Source organism: Agrobacterium sp. P15N1-A, assembly GCF_044626815.1.
GTDB lineage: Bacteria > Pseudomonadota > Alphaproteobacteria > Rhizobiales > Rhizobiaceae > Agrobacterium > Agrobacterium leguminum.
The window spans coordinates 49,363-70,980 of sequence record NZ_JBIUPF010000009.1 but is presented as its reverse complement, the minus strand read 5'-3'; the positions used below and the strand labels follow the sequence as shown (position 1 = coordinate 70,980).

20 protein-coding genes are annotated in these 21,618 nt (G+C 61.1%); 10 read left to right on the top strand and 10 right to left on the bottom strand.

Features of this window, described 5'->3' with window-relative positions:
- Positions 1–166: 166 nt before the first annotated feature.
- The 6 genes from ACIK7D_RS24760 (at position 167) to ACIK7D_RS24735 (ending at position 5,706) form a co-directional block, all read left to right on the top strand.
- A complete protein-coding gene (locus ACIK7D_RS24760) occupies positions 167–982 on the top strand; it encodes a DUF2189 domain-containing protein (RefSeq protein ID WP_400157749.1) in 816 nt (271 codons plus the stop codon).
- Between the two features lie 289 nt (positions 983–1,271).
- Complete coding sequence (locus tag ACIK7D_RS24755) at positions 1,272–2,087, top strand: cytochrome c oxidase subunit II (protein ID WP_400157748.1); 816 nt, start codon at positions 1,272–1,274, stop codon at positions 2,085–2,087.
- Positions 2,088–2,141: 54 nt separating this feature from the next.
- Positions 2,142–3,920 carry a cytochrome c oxidase subunit I gene (locus ACIK7D_RS24750; protein ID WP_400157747.1) on the top strand — a complete coding sequence of 593 codons (1,779 nt, stop codon included), beginning with the start codon at positions 2,142–2,144 and terminating at the stop codon, positions 3,918–3,920.
- A complete protein-coding gene (locus ACIK7D_RS24745; protein ID WP_400157746.1) occupies positions 3,917–4,621 on the top strand; it encodes a cytochrome c oxidase subunit 3 in 705 nt (234 codons plus the stop codon). The genes ACIK7D_RS24750 and ACIK7D_RS24745 overlap by 4 nt, the downstream gene beginning before the upstream one ends.
- 12 nt (positions 4,622–4,633) lie before the next feature.
- Complete coding sequence (locus tag ACIK7D_RS24740) at positions 4,634–5,359, top strand: heme-copper oxidase subunit III family protein (RefSeq protein ID WP_262532121.1); 726 nt, start codon at positions 4,634–4,636, stop codon at positions 5,357–5,359.
- Positions 5,360–5,373: 14 nt separating this feature from the next.
- Positions 5,374–5,706 (top strand): cytochrome C oxidase subunit IV family protein, encoded by a 333-nt coding sequence (locus ACIK7D_RS24735; RefSeq protein WP_400157745.1) that lies wholly within the window; start codon positions 5,374–5,376, stop codon positions 5,704–5,706.
- Positions 5,707–5,734: 28 nt separating this feature from the next.
- Here ACIK7D_RS24735 and ACIK7D_RS24730 read toward each other — a convergent pair whose 3' ends face one another.
- The 10 genes from ACIK7D_RS24730 to ACIK7D_RS24685 all read right to left on the bottom strand — a co-directional run bounded on the left by ACIK7D_RS24730 (position 5,735) and on the right by ACIK7D_RS24685 (position 16,377).
- Positions 5,735–6,733: a 4-hydroxyproline epimerase gene (locus tag ACIK7D_RS24730; RefSeq protein WP_400157744.1), complete on the bottom strand. Its 999-nt coding sequence runs from the start codon at positions 6,731–6,733 to the stop codon at positions 5,735–5,737.
- A 13-nt stretch (positions 6,734–6,746) separates the two neighbouring features.
- The gene (locus ACIK7D_RS24725; RefSeq protein WP_400157743.1) at positions 6,747–7,610 is read right to left on the bottom strand and encodes an ABC transporter permease; all 864 of its coding nucleotides are present in this window, start codon (positions 7,608–7,610) and stop codon (positions 6,747–6,749) included.
- On the bottom strand, positions 7,607–8,455 hold the full coding sequence (locus ACIK7D_RS24720; protein WP_400157742.1) for an ABC transporter permease: 849 nt from the start codon (positions 8,453–8,455) through the stop codon (positions 7,607–7,609). Before ACIK7D_RS24720 ends, ACIK7D_RS24725 begins: the two co-directional genes overlap by 4 nt.
- 14 nt (positions 8,456–8,469) lie before the next feature.
- Positions 8,470–9,549 carry a glycine betaine/L-proline ABC transporter ATP-binding protein gene (locus ACIK7D_RS24715; protein ID WP_400157741.1) on the bottom strand — a complete coding sequence of 360 codons (1,080 nt, stop codon included), beginning with the start codon at positions 9,547–9,549 and terminating at the stop codon, positions 8,470–8,472.
- A gap of 97 nt (positions 9,550–9,646) precedes the next feature.
- Complete coding sequence (locus tag ACIK7D_RS24710; RefSeq protein ID WP_170985985.1) at positions 9,647–10,498, bottom strand: glycine betaine ABC transporter substrate-binding protein; 852 nt, start codon at positions 10,496–10,498, stop codon at positions 9,647–9,649.
- A 77-nt stretch (positions 10,499–10,575) separates the two neighbouring features.
- On the bottom strand, positions 10,576–11,922 hold the full coding sequence (locus ACIK7D_RS24705) for an NAD(P)/FAD-dependent oxidoreductase (protein ID WP_400157740.1): 1,347 nt from the start codon (positions 11,920–11,922) through the stop codon (positions 10,576–10,578).
- Positions 11,919–13,436 carry an aldehyde dehydrogenase gene (locus ACIK7D_RS24700; RefSeq protein ID WP_400157739.1) on the bottom strand — a complete coding sequence of 506 codons (1,518 nt, stop codon included), beginning with the start codon at positions 13,434–13,436 and terminating at the stop codon, positions 11,919–11,921. The genes ACIK7D_RS24705 and ACIK7D_RS24700 overlap by 4 nt, the downstream gene beginning before the upstream one ends.
- On the bottom strand, positions 13,429–14,340 hold the full coding sequence (locus ACIK7D_RS24695; protein ID WP_400157738.1) for a dihydrodipicolinate synthase family protein: 912 nt from the start codon (positions 14,338–14,340) through the stop codon (positions 13,429–13,431). Before ACIK7D_RS24695 ends, ACIK7D_RS24700 begins: the two co-directional genes overlap by 8 nt.
- Positions 14,337–15,047 carry a GntR family transcriptional regulator gene (locus tag ACIK7D_RS24690; RefSeq protein WP_059761131.1) on the bottom strand — a complete coding sequence of 237 codons (711 nt, stop codon included), beginning with the start codon at positions 15,045–15,047 and terminating at the stop codon, positions 14,337–14,339. Before ACIK7D_RS24690 ends, ACIK7D_RS24695 begins: the two co-directional genes overlap by 4 nt.
- 283 nt (positions 15,048–15,330) lie before the next feature.
- The gene (locus tag ACIK7D_RS24685; protein WP_262532138.1) at positions 15,331–16,377 is read right to left on the bottom strand and encodes a GlxA family transcriptional regulator; all 1,047 of its coding nucleotides are present in this window, start codon (positions 16,375–16,377) and stop codon (positions 15,331–15,333) included.
- Positions 16,378–16,462: 85 nt separating this feature from the next.
- Between ACIK7D_RS24685 and ACIK7D_RS24680 the strand changes: the two genes are divergently transcribed.
- The 4 genes from ACIK7D_RS24680 to soxG are packed head-to-tail and all read left to right on the top strand — an operon-like array spanning position 16,463 to position 21,603.
- Positions 16,463–17,716 (top strand): sarcosine oxidase subunit beta family protein, encoded by a 1,254-nt coding sequence (locus tag ACIK7D_RS24680; RefSeq protein ID WP_031234322.1) that lies wholly within the window; start codon positions 16,463–16,465, stop codon positions 17,714–17,716.
- Positions 17,717–17,727: 11 nt separating this feature from the next.
- A complete protein-coding gene (locus ACIK7D_RS24675; RefSeq protein ID WP_400157737.1) occupies positions 17,728–18,048 on the top strand; it encodes a sarcosine oxidase subunit delta in 321 nt (106 codons plus the stop codon).
- The gene (locus ACIK7D_RS24670; RefSeq protein ID WP_400157736.1) at positions 18,045–21,035 is read left to right on the top strand and encodes a sarcosine oxidase subunit alpha; all 2,991 of its coding nucleotides are present in this window, start codon (positions 18,045–18,047) and stop codon (positions 21,033–21,035) included. Before ACIK7D_RS24675 ends, ACIK7D_RS24670 begins: the two co-directional genes overlap by 4 nt.
- Before the next feature lie 13 nt (positions 21,036–21,048).
- Positions 21,049–21,603, top strand: coding sequence for a sarcosine oxidase subunit gamma family protein (gene soxG, locus ACIK7D_RS24665; protein WP_400157735.1), 555 nt, complete (start codon positions 21,049–21,051; stop codon positions 21,601–21,603).
- The last annotated feature ends 15 nt before the right edge of the window (positions 21,604–21,618 follow it).

The window sequence follows — 21,618 nt, the reverse complement described above, 5'->3', positions numbered from 1 at the left end:
CCCTGCCGGCAGCGGGCATCTGATTTCACCAATTTAAAGAACAGGCGACAAAGGCGACAGAATTTGATAAATTACAAAACAGCCGGTTGCGGTTTGACGCGTCGATAAGAAGTCACCGAGCGTTCCTGTACCGCCAGCCGGATCATGGCGCAGGAGGAGAAGTGCTATGACGGCATTCCATGTCATGGCCGGTGCGAGTGGTGAATTTGCCCGCCCGGAAGTCCGCAAGATTGGCATCCCGGATATTGTGGATGCGTTGAAACTGGGACTTGAGGACTTTAAAGAAAAGCCGTCCCATTATGTTTTTCTCTGTCTTATGTATCCGATCGCCGGTGTTTTTCTGGTGATGTGGAGTTCCGGCGCCAATCTGCTGCCGGTTATTTATCCGCTGATGTCGGGTTTTGCACTGATTGGTCCGATCGCGGCCATCGGGCTTTATGAAATCAGCCGGCGGCGCGAGCAGGGGCTGGATAGCTCCTGGCGGCACGCGTTGGAGGTTCGTCACTCTCCGGCCCTGCCGTCGATCATCGCGGTCGCCGTCATGCTGTTCGTGCTTTTCGTCGTCTGGTTGATTGTTGCGCAGCGCATCTACATTGCGACTTTCGATGCGACCGGTCCGGTTTCGCTCTCCACCTTTCTGTCGGACGTATTGACGACCTCGCAAGGTCTCTCCCTCATCATCTGGGGTAATCTGGCCGGTTTCGTTTTCGCGGTCGTCGTGCTGGCGACAACGGTGGTGGCGTTCCCGCTGCTGCTCGACCGGGACGTTGGCGCAGTCGCGGCGGTGGATGCGAGCATCCGCGCCACGCTTGCCAACCCGGTTCCGGTGGCGCTTTGGGGATTGATCGTCGCGGCGTTGCTCGTCGTCGGCACAATCCCGGTATTTATCGGCCTCGCGGTCGTCATGCCCATCCTCGGCCACTCGACCTGGCACCTCTATCGAAAACTGATCGTCTCCAATTATCCAAGCCGTATGCCCTGAATTCATAGAGGAATCTATCCGCAGATCATTCTCCCTGCCGTTGCGGCCCCGCTGAGGGGAGCCGCGGCAGTTGGGACGGCCATGGAGAGTGCGGGGACGCCATGTGGTATCGTTTTCTTCCGATCTGTCTGCTTTCGCGATTGCCTTCCCGATTGAGGCCGTAGCACAGGAAGGGGACGCTGCCGCAGGCGCCACCATAATTGCTCGCCCGATCAATTTATGAGATAATTCTAATACACTTCGCGACGGGGTTGCAGAAGTATTCGTGGCCGGGTCACGGGAGGAGACGATGGCTGTCGTTGTGATTCTCGTTCTGCTGGTGGTGGGATCGATCGTGTTCCACCTGCTGAGCCCATGGTGGTGGACGCCGATAGCCTCGAACTGGAGCTATATCGACAATACGATTATCATCACTTTCTGGATCACCGGCTTCGTTTTCTCGGCCGTCGTGCTGTTCGTCGCCTATTGCGTGTTCCGCTTCAGGCATCGCGCCGGAAACCGGGCGGCATACCAGCCCGAAAACAAGCGCCTGGAATGGTGGCTGGCGGGTGGGACCGGGGTTGGGGTGGCTGCGATGCTTGTGCCGGGCCTCTTCGTATGGAACCAGTTCGTGACCGTTCCGGACGGTGCGAGCGAAGTGGAAGTCGTCGGTCAGCAATGGCAATGGAGGTTCCGGCTGCCGGGAGCGGACGGACGGCTCGGGCGGGCGGATACGCGCGCTATTGCACCCGACAATCCGCTCGGCCTGAACAGGAACGATCCCGCCGGAATGGACGATGTCATCGTTGAAGGCGCCGAGTTGCATCTGCCCGCCGGCAGGCCGGTGAAAATGCTGCTGCGCGCGGTCGATGTCGTGCATGATTTCTATGTGCCGGAGTTCCGGGCCAAGATGGACATGATCCCCGGCTCGGTCACCTATTCCTGGTTCACGCCGACCCGGACGGGAACCTTCGAGGTTCTCTGCGCGGAACTGTGCGGTGTCGGCCATCCGCAGATGCGCGGCACCGTCATCGTCGATACCGAAACCGACTATCAAGCCTGGCTGCAGCAGCAGCCGACTTTCTCGAAATTGCTGGCCTCGGCGGAAACGTCGGCGGCCAGATGAGCGCCGTGCATATTGGAAGGGAAGAGCGCATCGGGGGAACAGGGAGGATGGAACATGGTCGAGATTGGATCCGACGCCGGGCAGGTCATTCAGCCCGCTGAAGTTGAAGACGTCGAGCTTTATCACCCGAAAAGCTGGTGGACGAAATATGTCTTCAGCCAGGATGCCAAGATCATTGCCATTCAATATTTCCTGACAGCCATCGCAATCGGCATGGTGGCGCTGGTGCTTTCCTGGCTGATGCGGCTGCAGCTCGGTTTTCCCGGCTATTTCTCCTTCATCGATGCGGAACATTATTATCAGTTCATCACCATGCATGGCATGATCATGGTGATCTACCTGCTCACCGCGCTGTTTCTCGGCGGTTTCGGCAACTACCTGATCCCGCTGATGCTCGGCGCGCGCGACATGGTGTTTCCCTATGCCAATATGCTGAGCTACTGGCTCTACCTCTCCGCCGTCCTTGTGCTGGTGGCCGGTTTCTTCGCACCCGGCGGGCCGACGGGCGCCGGCTGGACGCTCTATCCGCCGCAGGCGCTTCTTTCGGGGACGCCGGGCGGGCGCGACTGGGGCATCATCCTGATGCTGTCATCGCTGATCCTGTTCATCATCGGCTTCACTTTGGGCGGGCTGAATTACGTCGTCACCGTGTTGCAGGGGCGCACGCGGGGCATGACGCTGATGCGCATGCCATTGACGATATGGGGCATATTCACGGCGACCGCCATGGCGCTGCTCGCTTTCCCGGCGCTCTTCGTCGCCGCCGTCATGATGCTGTTCGACCGGCTGCTCGGCACGAGCTTCTTCATGCCGGCCATTGTGGAAATGGGCGAACAATTGAAGCAGGAGGGCGGCAGTCCCATCCTGTTCCAGCACCTGTTCTGGTTCTTCGGCCATCCGGAAGTCTATATCGTGGCACTTCCCGCCTTCGGCATCGTCTCGGATTTGATCAGCACCCATGCGCGCAAGAATATCTTCGGCTACCGCATGATGGTCTGGGCGATCGTCATCATCGCGGGGCTGAGTTTCGTCGTCTGGGCGCATCATATGTATGTCAGCGGCATGAACCCGAATTTCGGGTTCTTTTTCGCAACCACGACGCTGATTATCGCGGTGCCGACGGCGATCAAGGTCTATAACTGGGTGCTCACGCTCTGGCGCGGCGATATCCATCTCACCCTGCCGATGCTGTTTGCGCTCGCCTTCATCGTCACATTCATCAATGGCGGATTGACCGGTCTCTTCCTCGGCAATGTCGTCGTCGATGTGCCGCTTTCGGATACGATGTTCGTGGTCGCCCATTTTCATATGGTGATGGGGGTCGCGCCGATCATGGTGATCTTCGGTGCGATTCACCACTGGTATCCGAAAGTCACGGGCCGGATGCTGAACGAGGCGATGGGGCACGTCCATTTCTGGGTCACCTTTCTCGGTGCTTATGCCATCTTCTTCCCGATGCATTATCTCGGGCTGATGGGTGTGCCGCGCCGCTATTACGAGCTGGGCGAAACGGCTTTCATTCCAGATTCGGCGCACACGTTGAACATGTTCATCACCTGGGCCGCGCTCATCGTCGGTGCGGCGCAATTGCTGTTCGTGTTCAATCTCGAGTGGAGCCTGCGCTGGGGCAAAAAGGCGGTCGGCAATCCGTGGCGGGCGACAACACTGGAATGGCAGACGCCGCAGACCCCGCCGGTTCATGGCAACTGGGGCAAGGAACTGCCGGTCGTTTATCGCTGGCCATATGATTACAGCGTGCCCGGCGCGGCCGAGGACTTCCTGCCGCAAAACCAGCCGGCGGCGGCCGGGCCTTCCGAGAGGACCTTGTCATGAGCGCCATCCTCGTCTTCATGGCCGGGATCGCCGGCATCATCGGCTGGTGGATGGCGCGGCAGCGGCTGGCCTCGAAGCCCTGGCTGGAAGTCGGCTTGGCAGGCGATGCGCCGGAGATGCAGGGATCCTCGGCGACGATTGCGAAAGTCGGACTTGGGATATTTCTCGCGGTCGTCGGTGCCTTGTTCACCCTGCTCATCAGCGCCTATCTCGGCCGCATGGGCGGCGCCGACTGGTGGGGTATCCCGATCCCCGGACTGTTATGGGTGAACACCGCGGCGCTCGCCGCCAGCAGTCTGGCGCTGCAATGGGCGAAAACCGAAATCCGTCCAGATCATCGCGACAGGCTGAATGCGGCTCTTGTGACAGCCTTTGCGACGGCTGTTTTCTTCGTCGGCGGTCAATTCCTGGCGTGGCGGCAACTCATCTCCGCAGGCTATGTTCTGGCGGATAACCCATCGAACAGCTTCTTCTACATGATCACCGGCCTGCACGGCCTGCATATATTGGGCGGGCTTTTCGTGCTTGGACGCACCGCAATCCGCGCCCGGAGCGAGCGCTTGTCGGCAAGAATGCGCCTCAGTGTGGAGCTGTGCGCCATCTACTGGCATTTCATGCTGGTCGTCTGGCTGGTCCTTTTTGCGCTTTTCGCCGGCTGGGCGAACAGTTTCGTCGATCTCTGCCGTCAATTGGTCACCTGAGGAGTGTCGATCATGGCCGCATCCATGGAGGAAAGACCGGTACGTGATCCGCATCTGCGGCCAGCGGGACTGCGCGGCGTCGCCGCCGATCTGTCATCGGACCAGCGGGCGTTCAAGAACGTCTCCTGGGGCAAGGCGATGATGTGGATATTCATCCTGAGCGATATCTTCATTTTCGGCTGTTTTCTTTTGGCCTACATGACCGCACGCATGTCCACCACCGTTGCCTGGCCCAATCCGAGCGAGGTTTTCGCGCTCACGATTGCCGGCAGGCACATTCCGCTGATCCTGATTGCCATCATGACCTTCGTCCTCATCAGCAGCAGCGGCACGATGGCCATGGCCGTCAATTTCGCATATCGCCGCGACCGTCGCAAAACCGCAGCGCTGATGGTGGCGACGGCAGCGCTTGGCGCGACATTCGTGGGAATGCAGGCATTCGAATGGAGCAAGCTGATCGAGGAAGGCGTTCGCCCCTGGGAAAACCCGTGGGGTGCGGCGCAGTTCGGTTCGGCTTTCTTCATGATCACGGGCTTTCACGGCACCCATGTTTCCATCGGCGTCCTGTTTCTTCTCATCGTCGCGCGCAAGGTGTGGCGGGGAGATTTCGATGAGGAAAGGCGGGGATTTTTCACCAGCCGCAAGGGACAATACGAGATCGTCGAGATAACCGGGCTCTACTGGCACTTCGTGGATCTGGTGTGGGTCTTTATCTTCGCATTCTTCTATCTGTGGTGAGTGAGGATGGCATCATGGCACAGCAACAGTCACAACAGGGACAGCAGCATCCGATAAGACTTTACATGGTGGTCTGGGGAGTGCTTTTCGTCCTCAGCGCCTTCTCCTACATGGTCGATTATCTCGGCATTCAGAGCTATCCGAGGTGGTCCCTGATCATCCTGTTCATGATCCTGAAGGCGGGGCTGATCATGGCGATTTTCATGCATTTGGCCTGGGAACGGCTGGTCCTGATCTACGTCATCCTGCTTCCGCCGGTCCTCGTGCTCGTCTTCGCCGCCCTGATGGCCTCGGAATCCAACTATACGGCTCTTACCCGGGTGACCTTCATGGGTGCCGGTTCTTGAGACCCATTTGCGCCGGAATGCACGGGCCTCAACCGATCTGAAATCCGTGCGCCAGCGGGTCGCGGTCATCCACGAATATCGTGTTGTGCCCGATGATCCGCGCCCAGCCGGAGACGCTCGGCAGGATTCCCCTGAAGCTGCCGATCTCCGTCTCCTGCTCGATCCTGCCTTCGAAGATCGTGCCGATCAGGCTTTCCTGACGAAATTTCTCCCCGGCTTTCAGGCGGCCCTTGCCATGGAGTTGCGCCATGCGGGCCGAGGTGCCGGTGCCGCCGGGTGACCGGTCGATGGCCTTGTCTCCGTAAAACACCGCACCCCGCCCATCCGCATTGGCGGAAACCGGTTGGTCGCACCAGATGGCGTGATGCACGCCGCTTATTCTTTCATTCTCTGGATGCACGGGATGGCAAAGCTGAGAAAGCGCGGTCCGCAGCTTGCGGCTGAGATCGACGATATCGCTGGCGGACATGCCGTCCAGACCGGCCCAGGCGGCTTGCGGCTCGACCACCGCATAATAATTGCCGCCATAGGCGACATCGACAACGAGCCTGCCAAGGCCGGGAACATCGACCTCCACATCGGCGGCGTGAAGGTAGCTCGCGACATTGAACATGCGGACCGATTCGACGAATTCTCCCGGCTTCTCATATTCAATATCGACCTTTCCCGCAGGGGTCTCTATCGACAGTCTTCCCGGCACCCTCGGGGTTACCAGACCCTCCTCGATTGCCGCCGTCACAAGCCCGATCGTGCCGGCGCCGCACATGGGCAGGCAGCCGCTGACCTCAATGAAGATCACGGCGAAATCGCAGTCTTGCCGATGGGCCGGATAGATGATCGCGCCTGACATCACATCGTGCCCGCGTGGTTCGAACATCAAAGCTTGCCGGATCCAGTCATGGTCCCGGACGAATATGTCGCGACGCTCGGCTATGGGGAGATGCGGCAACAGCGGTCCGCCGCCAGCCACGAGGCGAACCGGATTGCCGCAGGTGTGGGCATCGATGCAGAAGAAGCTCTTGCGCATGGGCTGCTTTTTCCTAGTGCGAGCCGCTTCCTGCAACCGATGTCCGGCGGCCTTGCAACGCCCCTCTGGACAGGCGGTCGAGGAAAATGGCGATGGCGACGATGGCAAGGCCGGCCCTCAGGCCCGGACCCATTTCCATGCGCGTCAAACCGCGTGTGACTTCCGCACCCAGCCCACCGGCTCCGACAAGCCCTGCGAGTACGACCATGGCAAGAGAAAGCAGAATGCACTGGTTGAGGCCGACCAGAAGCGTGGGCGTGGCCGACGGGATTTCGATCTTGAACAGGATGGACCGGGGTGAGGCGCCCGTTGCCTGTCCAAGCTCCAGAAGGTCCCTGGGCACCTGGTTGAAGGCGAGCGTCGTGAGGCGCAGCATGGGCGGGACCCCGTAAACGATGGTCGCGATGATTGCAGGGACACGGCCGAGGCTGAAGATCATGACGGCCGGGATCAGATAGACCCATGGCGGCACGGTCTGCATGATGTCGAGCACCGGGCGAAGATATGTTTCGAACCGCTTGTAGCGCGACGCCAGAATGCCGAGCGGGAAGGCGACCGATACCGAAATGGCCACGGCGACGGTCACCAGCGCCAGCGTCTGCATCGACTCCCGCCACAGGCCCGCGAAAAAGCAGAATGACAGCGCAGACACCGTCACCATCGCCGCCTTGAGATTGATGGCGAAGAATGCAAGCAGGGTCGCCGCAGCGATCAGGGCAAAGGCGGGCGGATAGAGCAATGCGGCTTCGATTGCACCGAGAACCGCCTCGACGATATTGGTCACCTCTGCGAAAAACGGGTGGAAATTGGTGTTCAGCCAATCCACTGCGGGCGCGAGATAGGTGCCCGGTGAAAACCGGAAGAGATCGAAATTCATCTTGCACCTGCCTTCACGCGGCGGGCCGCGCTTTGAGTGAGCCTGTCCAGCACCATGGTCAGAATAACGATGGCGATTGCGGCATTGATGGAGGTGGCGACATCCAGCGTGCGCACGGCCCCGTAGATCGTCTCGCCGAGGCCGCCGGAACCGACGATGCCGGCGATGACGACCATGCCAAAAGCCATCATCAGGCTCTGGTTGATGCCGGCCATGACGCTCGGAATGGCGAATGGCAGGCGGATTTTCGTGAACATCTGCCAGGGCGTCAGTCCGCTTGCGTGCCCCAGTTCGATGAATTCCCGGGGCGTCATGCGGATGCCGAGCGAGGTCAGCCGGATGGCGGGCGGCATGGCGACGATGAAGGTTGCGATGAGCGCGGTCGCCGGCCCATAGCCCAGAAGCGCGATTGCGGGCAGCAGGTAGATATAAGGCGGCATGGTCTGGATCAGGTCGAGTACCGGTTCGAGCACCCGGTCCAGCGATTTGGCGAAGCCCGCGAGGATGCCGACCGGTATTCCGACCAGCAGCGCGAGAATTGTCGCCGTGGCGACGAGCGCCAGCGTGCTCATGGTTTCCGTCCACAGTCCCATGGTTGCGCAGAACAGCAGCGCGACGCCGGCAAGGATGCCGGCTGTCAGGTTGATCAGCCGCCAGCCGAGCAGTGCCGCGATAAGTGCGATGACGAACGGTGGGGCAAGCTCAAGAAACCAGAGGATGCCGTCATAGCTGCCCTCCAGCAGCCGGCTGACGAAATCGAACAGCCCTTCGCCGTTATCGCCGATCCAGCCAAGCGCATCCTCCGTCCAGGTGTCGAAACGGTCCGTGATGATCGAGGTGTCCATTACTATCCCTCCACCTAAGCCGCCGCGAATTCTTCGCCGGGCGTTCCGGCGACGCCGCGCAGCAAGCCGCGTGTCGTGACGACACCAATCACGGCATCGTTCTCGACCACCGCCACCGCGTCCTGATCGGACTGCATGGTGAGATCTATCAGCGCCCCGATGTCGGCTTCCGGCGAGGCCTTGAGCAGCGTGCCGATATCGCATTGCGGCTGCGAGGCTGCGAATTCGGTGACCGGCTGCATGACCGAATGCGCCTTCACCAGATGAATTCTGGAGATACCCGCGACGAAGTCGGCGACATAGTCGTCGGCCGGTTTGGTGACGATATCTTCGGCGGTCCCGACCTGCACGATGACGCCGTCCTTCATGATGGCGATGCGGTCGCCGATGCGGATGGCTTCCTCAAGGTCATGGGTGATGAAGACGGCGGATTTGCCGAGCGATTTTGTCAGCTGCCGGAACTCATCCTGCAACTGACGGCGGATGAGGGGATCGAGCGCGCTGAACGGCTCGTCCATGAGGATAATCTCGGGATCGGCGGCCAGCGCACGGGCAAGGCCGACACGCTGCTGCATGCCGCCCGACAATTCTGCGGGATAGCGCGACGTCCAATCGGCCAGCCCGACTTTCTCAAGTGCTTCGCGCGCCACGCGGTTGCGTTCGTCCTTCGCGACGCCGCGCACCTCAAGGCTGAAACCGGCATTTTCCAGCACGGTTCGATAGGGCAGCAGCGCCACGCTCTGGAAGACCATGGCGATGTTGCGGGCGCGCAGCTCACGCAGTTCGGCGGCGTTGAGCCTGGCGATATCCTTGCCCTTGACCGTGATTTTGCCGACGCTCGGCTCGATAAGACGGTTGAGAAGACGGATCAAGGTCGACTTGCCGCTGCCGGAAAGCCCCATGATGCAGAAGATTTCGCCACGGCGCACCTGAAGACTGGCGTCGGAGACGCCGACGACACAGTCGAAATCCTCCAGCACCTGCTTCTTCGACAATCCGCGTTCGGAGACGGCCTTGACGGCGGCCTGAGCACGCGCACCGAAAATCTTCCAGACGTTCTGGCAATCAACCAACACTTCGTTGGAATCATTCATCATAGCATCCATTGCGTTCCCCACGGGCCTGCTCGGGCCGGCCTTCAAGTTTTGGAAATCCGCGTGCGGGCCACCCTCGCGGCCCGCACGTTCAAGGTCATTCGCTCTTGATGTTTTCCCAGCGCTTCAGAAGTTCGGCGTGGCTGTCGGTCCAGTCCTTGACCGCCTGATCCATCGTCTTGCCGTCGTTGACCGCGCCGTTGATCGCGGTGATGTCGGCGAGCGGCACGTAGACGCTGGCGATCACTTCGCGGGCATGCGGATATTCCGCGGAGAAGCCTTTCTGGCCGATCCAGTAATAGCCCTGCGCCGGCGGGAAAATGCCCTTGGGGTCCTTCAGGAATTTCAGATCGTATTTGTACATCATCCAGGAAGGCTCCCAGATGGCGACGGCGACCCATTCCTTGCGGTCGATTGCCGATTTGAGCGCGGCGGTCATCGCGGCCGTACTACCTTCGACGAGGGGAAGTTTCAGACCGTATTCCTTCACGGCGCTGGCCGCATCCCGCATCAGGCCGGAGCCAGGCTCGATGCCGACGATCTTGCCGCCGAATTTTTCGGCATTGTCGTTCAACTGATCGATGGAATCGATCGTCACGTATTTCGGAACCGCGATCGCCTGATAGAGGCCATGCGAAACGGGAGAAATTTTCTCTAGACGCCGCTTGTTCTTGTCCCAGTAGTCCTGAGCGGCATAGTCCGTCTGCGAGGCCATGATCTGGATGTCGCCTTTGGTCAGCGCGGCATAGGCGATGCCCCATTCCGAAAAGGAAACGACCTTGACGCTGTAACCCGCGTCTTCCAGCACTTTTTTGGTAATTCCGGTGATGGGTGTGAGATCCTCCCAGGACATCGTACCCATGGTAATGGTCTTTTCTTCCGCGTGAGCGGAGAATGCCGTCATGCCGACCATCGCGGCCGCGCAAAGCGCCTTCCATAAAGTCTTCATTGTATATCTCCTAGTTTTTGTTCCCATTCTTATCGAAGACCCGACGCCGGCCCGGTCTTCCCATTGCGCGGGAGGGTTCATCCCTCGCGGCCTGCACGCAATTCCTGCAAACGGATCACCGAATTGATGCCCAGCCACGCGAAAGGCTCCGGCGGCAGCCGGGACGGCTGAGGGTGATCCATGTATTCCTGAAGGTGCCGGGAGGCGTTGCCGGTCGCCAGTTCCGCCGCCATCATGCCGGCGAGTGTGCTTTTCACCGTGCCGAGACCATTTTCGCAGCAGGCGGAAAAGAGCCCTTCTTCGATCTCGCCGAAGGCGGGCACATGGTTGCGGCTGAGGCAGATGCGCCCGGCCCAGCTATGCTCGAACGCTATGCCCTTGAGACCTGGAAAGCGGGCGTCGAGCGAGCGCCGATGCGCGTCCACCATCTTCGAGAGCCGCTGCTCTGTAAGCGAAAGGGTGGTGTCGTAGGTATATTTCGTGCGGATTGCGATGCGCGACTGGCCGCCCGAGGTGATCTTCCTGACGGTCGCCCCCATGGCGTCGGCGGGGAGCAGCGCCCAATTGTCGTGTCCGGAAGTCTTGCGGCCGAAATCCTCAGCAGGAAACGGCGCCGTCATCGAGGCATAGGCGAAGATGTGCATCAGCCGCCCCTTGAAGTGGCCGAAATCATCGATGTGACCGTTGACGCCGAGAATGACCTTCGGGGCGGTGACACTGCCGCGCGGGCACCGGGCGGTCCAGACGCCGCCCTCACGGTTCAGCGCGGTCACCGGCGAATGTTCGAAGAGGTCCACCCCGCGCGAAAGCCCGGCGGCGAATTCGCGAATATAGTCCGCCGGCTGGATCAGCACCGCTCCCGGCGTATAAAGCCCGCCGAGATAATAATCCGATCCGGTCAGCGCGCGCATCTGCGTGACGTCGAGGTAGCTGTGCCTCTCGCCGGCGTTTTTCAGCGACAGGCCGAAACTCTGGTTGAGCTTCATGCCGCGCGCGGTTGCGGCGGCATTTATCTTGCCGGCCGGATCGAATGTCTGGCGCGACATTCCATATTCAGCGGCTGCCTCGGCGGCGAATTTTATCGCCGAGCGGTTCTGTTCCATCTCGACTTTGGTGGCATCGGCAGCACCACTCGAATATTCACCGGATGCGAGATTATGCGGGACGTCGATCATGAAGCCCGAATTGCGGCCCGAGGTGCCTTTGCCCACCTCGCTCGCATCGAGCACGACGATCCTGTCGCCGGGGCAAAGCTCCGTGAGGCGGCGGGCGGCGGAAAGACCGGCAAAGCCCGCGCCGACGATCAACCAGTCCGCCGTGACGTCGCCTTCCAGGCTGCGGACCGGGAAGGAACGTTTGCTGATCGCCTCCCAGCCCGAGATGCCGTTTTCGACCGGCAAACGTTTGACGGACCGGCTCGTCATCTGACCGTCTCGTCCACGGAACGATCCGATATGTCGATCCAGATCGTCTTGAGTTCGCAATAATTGTCGTGCGCGAAGATCGACTTGTCGCGCCCGCCGAAACCGGATTCCTTGTAGCCGCCGAAGGGCGTCGTGGCGTCGCCCTCGCCGAAGCAGTTGACCGTTACGATACCGGCGCGGATTTCGCGCGACAGCCGGATCGCCTTGCGAAGGCTTGAGGTATAGACGGAGGCCGCGAGGCCGTAATTCGTGTCATTGGCGAGAGCCACCGCCTCGGCGAGCGTGTTGAAACTCGTCACCGACAGGATCGGGCCGAAGATTTCCTCCTGGAAAAGACGGCTCGAAGGCGTGACGTCATCGACCACAGTGGGTTCGATGAAGATGCCCTTTTCGGTCTTGCCGCCGTGAACGATGGAAAGCTTTTCGGTCTTCACATCGTCCAGGAAGGAGTGCACCTTATCGAAATGGGCCTTGCTGACGAGCGATCCGACACGGTTTTCCGGGTCGAGCGGGTCGCCCATCTTCCATTCGCGCATATAGGCGCCGATCCGCTGGAGCAGCTCGTCCTTGATTTTCGCATCGACGATCAGACGCGAGGAGGCCGAGCAATTTTCGCCCATGTTCCAGAACGCGCCGTTGACGACCTGTTCGGCAACGAGATCGAGGTCTTCGGCATCGTCCAGCACAACCGCCGGGTTCTTGCCGCCGCATTCGAGCACGACACGCTTGAGGTTGGAATCCGCAGCATAACGCAGGAACCGCCGTCCGGTCGGTGTCGAGCCGGTGAAGGCCACCATGTCGACATCCATATGCATGCCGATCGGCTCACCGACTTCCTTGCCGCCGCCGGTGACGACATTGAAGACGCCGGCGGGAATGCCCGCCTCATGGGCGAGTTCCGCGACACGCAAAGTCGTCAGCGTCGTCTCCGCAGCTGGCTTGACGATGACCGAGCAGCCGGAGGCAAGTGCGGGACCGATCTTCCATGCCAGCATCAGCAGCGGGAAGTTCCAGGGCAGGACACAGCCGACGACGCCGACGGGTTCGCGCACGATCATGGCAAGCGCGTTGCCGGTGACCGGGGCGGTATTATCGTAGAGCTTGTCGATCAGTTCGGCATGCCAGCGAATGGTATGGATCGTATCGGGAACGTCGACCGTCTGGCACTCGCGGATCGGCTTGCCGCTGTCGAGGCTTTCCATGACCGCCAGTTCGTGTCGGTTGCGCTCAAGCAGCTTGGCGAATTCCAGCAGGATTTCCTTGCGCTCCGCAGGCGCAAGATTGCGCCAGCGGCCGTCCTCGAAGGCTTCCCGCGCCTTGGCGACCGCGTAGTCGACATCGCTTGCGTCACAGGCCGCGATATCGGCGAGTTTTTCGCCGGTGGCGGGGTTGGTCGAGACAAATGTCTTGCCGGATTTGGCCGGCACGAAAGCGCCGTCGATGAAGGCGTTGGCGGGCAATTGAAGATCGGCGGCAATCGCCCGGTATTCGGCGGCGGTCAAAGGTTCATGCATGATTGGCTCCCGACGTGATCTGGGCAACGGTGCGCTTCAAGGTGGCGACGACAGTCTGGAGAGTGCGTTTCTCTTCGGAATTGAGCGGCCTGAGCGGTGCGCGGACGGGACCTGCCTTCAGGCCTATGATCTCGCAGCCGTGCTTGATGGACTGCACGAATTTTCCGCATTCGAGGAAATCCATCAGCGGCAGCATCGCGGTCATGATCGCGCGGCCCTTGTCGAAGTTCTTTTCCAGAACGCAGGCCTCATAGAGCGCCACATGTTCGCGCGGCAGGAAATTCGAGCCCGCGCAGACCCAGCTCCGCGCGCCCCAGGCGAAGAACTCCAATGCTTGATCGTCCCAGCCGCAGGAGAGCGCGATATGCGGGAACTTGCGGGCGAGGCGATGCAGATTGCCCATGTCGCCGGAGCTTTCCTTGATGGCGACGACATTTTTCGATTTTCCGACGCGGGCGAAATAGTCCTCGCCCATCATCACGCCCATGCGGGCGGGGTAATTGTAAAGCATGATCGGCAGGTTGGCGGCGCGGTCGACGGCAAGGGCGTGGACCGCGTTTTCGCGCTCCGTCGGCAGGGCATAGGGCGGGGAGGAGACGAGAATGGCGTCGGCCCCGATGTCCTTTGCGGCCCTGGCATATTCAATGGAATCCTCGGTGCGCGTGGCGCCGGTGCCGACGATCAGCGGCAGCCGTGTGCCGATAACGTCCTTTGCGTAAGCCGCAAGATCGAAGCGCTCCTGCGCCGTCTGCGCGTAATATTCGCCCGTGGAACCGCCGACGATGATGCCATGCACCTTCGCTTCGATCAGCTGTTCCAGAACGGCTGCAAAACCGTCACGGTCGATCTGCCCTTCCGGCCCAAGCGGCGTGATCGCCGGGGTATATATGCCTTCGAACTTCAAGACGATTTCTCCATCGCTGCGACGGGCACCTCGACGAGGGCATCCGCCTTCATTCCCTGTGGTGCGATGAACATCTCCATGTTCTCGCGCGACAATTCCCAATGTTCGAAGACCAGATCGACGACGGCGTCCTCGTCATGCTTTTCAATCGCGGCGATGAAGCCGTCATGGTGCTCCACGGCGAGTTTCAGGCGCTCGCGCATGTCGTCGTTGCGGGGCCGATAAAAGGTGTGGCCGATGCGGGCGTGATCGATCAGCAGGCGGCCGAGGCTTGCCTGAAGGTAGACATTCCCGGACATGTCGCCGATCAGCGCGTGGAAATGATTGTTTTCCACCACCATGGACGGAGCATCGCCCGTTGCGCTCGCCTTGCGGAACCGTTCCTGCGTGTCCTTCAGTTCACCCAGCTGTTTCGGCCGAAAATTCTGCACGGCGAGGCGGCCGATCGCGGCATAGATCATCGGGGCGACGAGAAAGAAGTGCCGCAGCGTCTGGTGGTTCATCGGAATGACGCGTGCACCGCGATTGGCGCGGATATCGATATAACCTTCACCCTCGAGACGGCGGAAGATTTCCCGGACAGGGGTGCGCGAAAGGCCGTAGCGCGCGCCGAGGCTCACCTCATCCAGATCCTGGTCGGGGTCGAGTTCCATCGTCAGAATCTGGTGCTTGATATCTTCGTACAAGCCATTCTTGCCGTTCTTCATCCAAACCTCCTGCCCAAACCGGTGCGGGCGCATTCCATTCGTGTCGACGATGAAAAGCTGACACGGGTCGCCGAATGAGTCAATGAAATTGTATAATCTCGTTATACATTGCTTATAAGAAAATTATTCATTTTGGGAAATTCGCACGTCGGAGGACGTGCAATAGATTGAATATATTGCGCTTTAAGGAAATTTTGTTGTTTGCGAAAGCTGGGTGGTCCTGCCCCGTTGCATCCCCTGCCGTGCGGCAGAAGGCCTGTTCACACCGGTGACTGAAGGATGTTCAGGATTGTGGAAGCAGCACGCCGACGGCGAATTCCTCGTCGGTTGCGACGTGGCCGGCCTGAGTCTTGCGATATTCGCTGGGGGTGAAACCGCGCTCGGCTCGTAGCGTGCGGGAAAGGTGTGGCGCATCGCAAAAACCGGTGGCGAGCGCAATCTGGGTGATGCTGTCACGCGTCGTGCGCAGGAGCGACAAAGCGCGATCCAGCCGAAGCTCGAGATAGACCTTGGAAGGCGTTGCGCTGAGGTCGTTCAGGAAACGCCGTTCGAGGCTGCGGCGGCCAAGGCCGAGATCATTCGCCAGTTCCAGCACGGTTCTCGGAACCTCGATATTCTGCTGCATCCGCAGGATCGCTTTTTTGACGAGGGGATCGTTGGCCTTGCGGGCGCTCTGCTGGCCGGGTTGAGGCTTTTCACCGCTCAGCGCACTGTCGATCATCATGATGTTGAGGCTTTTGATGGCGGCGGACTGGCCGACATGGCGCTCGACGAGGAAGGCTGCCAGATGCGCGGCGCCGTGGCCGCCGGAACAGGTCAGCCGGTCGCGGTCGATGACGAAAATCTGGTCGGAGATCATCTGGACGGTATCGAAACGGTCGAGAAAATCCTGGTGGTGGAACCAGCTCACGCAGCAACGATAACCGTCGAGCAGGCCCGCTTCGTGCAGGATGAAAACCCCGGTGCAGAGCCCGACGATGGGAACGCCGGCCGCCGCCCGTTCTTTCAGGAAGCGCAAAGCCTCCAGCGGCAGGGCGCTGTGATCGCTGATCAAACCGCCGACAACGACGATATAGTCGTAATGCCCGGCGTCCGTCAGCCGCGTATCCGGCTGCACCTTCACGCCGCAGCTCGACTGCACGCTGCTCAAACTTGCCGAGAGCACCGACCATTCGCACAGGATAGGCCGGGAACGGTCCGCCTCATCGGCCGCAAGACGCAGCACATCGACGAAATTCGCAAAGGCCGACAGCGTGAAGCGGTCGGCAAGCAGGAAGGCGACGCTGAGGCGTTTTCTGGTGCGGTGTGAGGTCATGACGCAAATATTCATGCAAACAGACGCGATTGTCCAGCCGGCGCGCGCCAAATGCTCCTAGCTTTTACGACACGAGATTTTCCAACCATTGGGTCCGCTCATGACGCGTTTTAATGCCTTCAATCTTTTGCGGAATGCCCTGACCGGCCACAAGAACTGGGACGAGCAATGGCCCGACAGTCAGCCGAAAGCCGAATATGATGTGGTCATCGTCGGCGCCGGCGGCCATGGTCTGGGCGCTGCCTATTATCTTGCCAGCCAGCACGGCATCACCAATGTCGCCGTCATCGACAAGGGCTGGCTCGGCGGCGGCAATACCGGCCGCAACACCACGATCATCCGCTCGAACTATCTCTATGACGAGAGCGCCCGTCTTTACGATCACGCCGTCGATCTGTGGGAAAACTTGAGCCAGGAGCTGAACTACAACGTCATGTATTCAAGGCGCGGCGTGCTGATGCTGGCGCATAATGTGCACGATGTGCAGAGCTTCAAGCGTCATATCCATTCCAACCGTCTGAACGGCGTGGATAATCGCTGGCTTACCCCGGAAGAATGCAAGGAATATTGCCCGCCGCTCAGCATCGCGCCGAATGCCCGCTATCCCGTCATGGGCGGCGCGCTTCAGGAACGGGCCGGCACGGCCCGCCATGATGCTGTCGCCTGGGGTTATGCGCGCGGGGCTGCCGCCCGCGGTGTCGATATCATCCAGAACTGCCCGGTCACGGCCATTCGCCGCAACGCCGACGGCTCCGTCGCGGGCGTCGAGACGGCGAGGGGCTTCATCAAGGCGAAGAAGGTCGCGGTTTCCGCCGCCGGCCACACCTCGGTCGTCATGGACACGGCCGGCGTGCGCCTGCCGCTCGAAAGCTATCCGTTGCAGGCGCTGGTGTCGGAGCCGATCAAGCCGATCTTCCCCTGCGTGGTCATGTCGAATGCGGTCCATGCCTATATCAGCCAGTCGGACAAGGGCGAGCTGGTGATCGGTTCGGGTACGGACCAATATACCTCCTATTCGCAGCGCGGCGGCCTGCCGCTGATCGAGCATACGATCGCCGCCATCGTTGAAATCTTCCCGATCTTCAACCGCATGCGGATGCTGCGCAAATGGGGCGGCATTGTCGATGTGACGCCGGATCGCTCGGCCATTCTCGGCAAGACGCCCGTTGCTGGCCTTTACGTCAATTGCGGCTGGGGCACCGGCGGTTTCAAGGCCACGCCCGGCGCTGCCCACACATTCGCCTGGACCATCGCCAAAAACGAACCGCACCCGATCAACGCGCCCTTCACGCTGGAACGTTTCCGCTCCGGCCGCCTGATCGACGAGGCTGCCGCCGCCGCCGTGGCGCACTGAGGATAAGAACCATGCTGCTGATCCGCTGCCCCTATTGCAAAGAAACCCTGCCCGAGGCCGAATTCACCTATGCCGGACAGGCTCATATTACCCGCGCGGCCGATCCCTCGTCGCAGACCGATAAACAATGGGAAGAATTCCTGTTCATCCGCGAAAACGTGAAAGGTCCGCATTTCGAGCGCTGGCGGCATCTGCATGGGTGCGGGCGCTTCTTCAACGCCGTGCGCGACACGGTGAGCGACCGTTTCCTCACGACCTACCGGGCGGGCGAGCCGCGTCCTGAATTTTCTTCCCTGTCCAGCGCACCAGCCAGTTCCGAGGTGTCGAAATGAACTCCTATCGCGTTTCCGGCCGTGGCCGTGTGGATGCCGCCCGCTCGGTCAGCTTTACTTTCGACGGCAAGACCTATCGTGGCGTGAAGGGCGATACGGTTGCCTCAGCACTTTTGGCCAATGGCGTGCATCTGATGGGCCGCTCGTTCAAATACCACCGCCCGCGCGGCCCGGTGGCGGCGGGTTCCGAGGAGCCGAATGCGCTGATCGGCACCCGCCGCAGCGCCGGACGTTTCGAGCCGAACACTCGCGCCACGGTGCAGGAAATCTGGAACGGGCTGGAAACCACCTCCCAGAACAAATATCCGAGCCTGAAATTCGATATCGGCGCGGTCAACGACATGGCCTATATGCTGTTTTCGGCGGGCTTCTACTACAAGACCTTCATGTGGCCGAAGAGCTTCTGGAACAAGGTCTATGAGCCCTTCATCCGCGCGGCTGCGGGTCTCGGCGTTTCGCCGACGGAGGAAGATCCCGATACCTATGCCTCGCGCAACCTGCATTGCGATGTGCTGATCGTCGGCGCTGGCCCTGCCGGTCTCGCTGCGGCGCGTGCGGCGGCGGTCGATGGCCTTAAGGTCGTGCTGGTCGATGAAAATGCCGAAGCCGGCGGCACGCTGCTCTCCGAGCCGCAGGCGAAGATCGACGGCAAGCCCGCATGGAACTGGCTTGCGGATGAGTTGAAGGCGCTGAAGGAGCGCGGCGTCAGGGTCATGACCCGCACGACGGCCATTGCCTATTACCATCAGAACATGATCGGCCTCTGCGAAAAGCTGACCGACCATCTGGAAACCGTGCCGAAGGATACGCCGCGCGAGCGCCTGTGGCGTGTCAGGGCGCGTCAGGTGGTGCTGGCGCAGGGTGCGCTGGAAAAGCCGCTGGTCTTCCACGGCAACGACCGGCCGGGCGTGATGCTGGCGGGTGCTGCCCAGACCTATCTCAACCGCTACGGCGTCAAGGTCGGCAACCGGCCGGTGGTGGTGACGAGCCATGACAGCGCCTGGTATGCGGCCTTCGATCTTCACGGTGCGGGCGCGCGTGTTCAAGCCATTGTCGATACCCGCGCCAAGGTGCGCGAGGAACTGGTGAACGAGGCGCGCGCGCTCGGCATTCCGGTCAAGCTGTCGCATACGGTCACGGCGACGTCGGGGCGGCTGCGGGTCAAGTCCGTCCGGGTCAATCCGGTGAATGGCGCGTCGGTCGGCGCGGGGCAGGAGATTGCCTGCGACGCGGTGCTGATGTCGGGCGGCTGGACGCCGTCGCTGCATCTCTTTTCCCATACGCAGGGCAAGATCGCCTGGGACGATGAGCGGACCACCTTCCTGCCTTCGGTTACCAACGAGGATTGCGTGATTGCCGGGGCCGGACGCGGGCTCTGGGGCATCGAGGCCGCGCTGAAGGACGGTGCCGAGCGGGGCCGTGAAGTCGCCGCCGCACTCGGCAAGGCCGCCAACGCTTCCACCCACGCGGTGGAACATGACCGTACCGGCAGCGGCGTCTCGCACACGGAGCTTCCGAGCGACCGCGATGCCGGCAAGGCCAAGGCCTTCGTGGACTACCAGAACGACGTGACCGCCAAGGATCTGCGGCTTGCCGTGCGTGAGGGCATGCGCTCCATCGAGCATGTCAAGCGCTACACCACCAACGGCATGGCGACCGATCAGGGCAAGATGTCCAACATCAACGGTCTCAACATCGCGGCGGAAGCGCTGGGCAAGCGCCAGCCGCAGGTGGGACTGACCACCTTCCGCCCGCCCTATACGCCAACGACCTTCGGAGCGTTTGCGGGTTATCACCGCGGCGCACATTTCGAAGTGACGCGCAAGACGCAGATCGATGGCTGGGCTGAGGCGCACGGCGCGGTCTACGAGCCGGTCGGGCAATGGCGTCGCGCCTGGTATTTCCCGAAGCCGGGCGAAGACATGGATGCGGCGGTCGGCCGTGAATGCCGGGCTGTGCGCCAGAGTGTGGGCATTTTCGACGCCTCGACGCTCGGCAAGATCGAAGTTGTCGGGCCGGATGCGGTCGAGTTCATGAACCGCATGTATACCAATCCATGGACGAAGCTCGCCGCCGGCCGCTGCCGTTATGGCCTGCTGCTCGGCGATGACGGCTTCATCCGCGATGACGGCGTCATCGGCCGCATGACCGAAGACCGCTTCCACGTCACCACCACGACAGGCGGGGCGGCACGGGTGCTGAACATGATGGAGGATTACCTCCAGACCGAATGGCCCGATCTCAATGTCTGGCTGACGTCGACGACAGAGCAATGGTCGACCATTGCGCTGAACGGTCCGAACGCGGCAAAGCTGCTCGCGCCGCTGGTGGAAGGTGTCGAACTTACGGAAGAGGCCTTCCCGCATATGTCCTGCGTGGAATGCACGGTGGCCGGCATGCCGGCGCGGCTGTTCCGCGTCAGCTTCACCGGCGAGATCGGCTTCGAGGTCAATGTGCCCGCGCCGCTCGGCCGCAAGCTGTGGGAAATCCTGTGGGAGGCCGGTCAGCAATATGGCATCACGCCTTACGGCACGGAAACCATGCATGTGCTGCGCGCCGAAAAGGGTTACATCATCGTCGGCCAGGACACCGATGGCACGGTCACGCCCTATGATGCGGCGATGGGCTGGGCCGTGGGCAAGGCGAAGCCTGATTTCGTCGGCAAACGCGGCCTTGCCCGCCCCGATCTCGTCGCCAAGGGTCGCCGTCACCTCGTCGGTCTTCTGACCGAAGACCGCTCGAAGCTGGAAGAGGGCGCGCAGATCGTCTTCGATCCGAAACAGCCGATCCCGATGAAAATGGTGGGCCACGTCACCTCGTCCTATCACTCGGATGCGGCAGGCCAGCCGATTGCGCTGGCGCTGGTGGAAGGCGGGCATGAGCGGATGGGCGAGACCGTCTACATTCCGATGCTGGACCGCACCATTGCCGCGAAAATCACCGGGATGGTCTTTGTCGATCCCGAAAATACCCGCCTTAAGATTTGACCTGGAGATGACAATGAACATGCGCGTTTCCTCCCCCGCTCCCGGCATGCTGGCCGAGAGCAAAGCAGCCCGGGTCAGCATTCTGGCCGCGCAGGCGCGGCTGTCGCTGCGGGCGCGCGGTGATCTCGCCCCGCTCAACGCCGCCCTTGGCCTTACCCTGCCGGACCGGATCGGCCTCCGCGCCGCTTCAGGCGACATCGAAGTCCTGCGCCTTGGCCCCGACGAATGGACCGTGCTTGCACCTGTCAGCGCGGTTGACGGGCTGATCGCCGCCTGCGCCGGCGTTTACGCCAGCCATCCGCATAGTCTCGTCGATATTTCCGGACGAGAAGTGACGCTCCTGATCGAAGGTCCGCAGGCTGCCGAATTGCTGACGCTGGGCTGCGCCCGCGACATCGACACGATTGCCGTCGGCGAGGGACGCCGGACGATTTTCGACGGCGTCAGCGTGGTGCTCTGGCGCGATGCGGAAAACCGTTTCCGCATGGATATCTGGAGCAGTTTCGTATCGCATCTTGGTCATCTGCTTGAAACCGGCTGCAAGGAACTTGCGGCGGACATCGCCTGATCTCAGAGGAGGAAA